The 1,195-nt window shown below is 43.5% G+C and carries 1 pseudogene; it reads right to left on the bottom strand.

Going from position 1 to position 1,195, the window contains the following annotated elements:
* Positions 1 to 480: 480 nt before the first annotated feature.
* Positions 481 to 1,195 (bottom strand): annotated as a pseudogene (locus LKD70_RS18460) (hypothetical protein); the annotation flags it as partial.

Here is a 1,195-nt window from a genome sequence, read left to right as displayed (position 1 = left end):
GAACAGGAGATGATTATATTATAACTGGGAATTTTGGCCGTTTAATGTGTCCTTGGATGGCCGCCATTTAAGTCACAGAGTGGCCGCCGAATATGGCACAGGTGGCCGTTTTGGCTGGCAATCTGCACTAGACTTTCCGGGGAAAGTCGTGTGCCACGAAACCGCCGGTTTCTTTGGATTCTTCCGGTCAAAGGGGAACTCTATCCCCTCTGAACACCTCAGACAAAGGAGAACGCCGTTCCCCTTTGGAATCCCCTTGCCACCAGGGATGCTACTCGCCTCTATTGTAAACCCCGATCTAAAGAAGCCACGCCTCTCGTCACCTCACATTCGTATAGCGATTACCCACTCCATCTAGGTTTGTCAGGTTGTCTTCCCCGAACATGAAGTAAGCTCACCGGTTTGAAAAGCTAGCATTTATCAACAGAAACGCCTCACCACTGGATTTTGATTCCGGCGGCGAGACGCTTTTTCGCTTTTTTAATATGTACTATATTTGTACCGGTGATTCAACGCTCTTTCAATCATAGAAATATCATCAGCGTCCAATTCCTTCTTGGTCATCTGCACGGAAGCTAAAAATTCTTTGTTTTTCTTCAAAGACTTAGCCAGCAATTTTTTATCCTTATCATCGAGCTTAACTTTATATAATAAGTTGGCCATAGAAATAACCATCGTTTTGTGAGTCTTGAAATAGCGTTTATACAAATCGCTTTCAACTGCGCACAGCTTGTCAAAGTCCTGCTCTGTATACTTCGGCTGAAGTCCCAAAATAGGATTAACCAACAGCATGGTGGAGGCTTCCATCAAATTAACATACGCCCCCAACTCATATTGTTGTTCTTCCGTCATCTGTGCATAGTCTGTTCCGAATGTTTCAATCTTTGCGATGGCCTCATTCAATTTTCCAGACTCATCTATAATTCTTGTAATTCGCTCACTTAACTCAACGATAGCCAACTCATACGATTTGATATCACGATTGCTAATAAGCGTATATACATTTTCCAGCCTTTCCTTATCGCTCTTTGTCTTAAAAAACATTAAACCGCTTGCCATAACGGAAATTGTAAATAACGGTCGCTCGTGACACACTGCACGGTTTAACTGTACCACCCTGCCGCTAATTCTGTACCATCTTACCGATTGGCTGTACCAGCCGTTAAAGTTCTCCTTATAATGATTGTGGCACACC

It is taken from the genome of Ruminococcus turbiniformis (genome assembly GCF_020687545.1).
Classification (GTDB): domain Bacteria; phylum Bacillota; class Clostridia; order Lachnospirales; family Lachnospiraceae; genus Mediterraneibacter; species Mediterraneibacter turbiniformis.
Note: the sequence above shows the minus strand (reverse complement) of the source record. Positions and strands in the feature narration are given on the sequence as shown.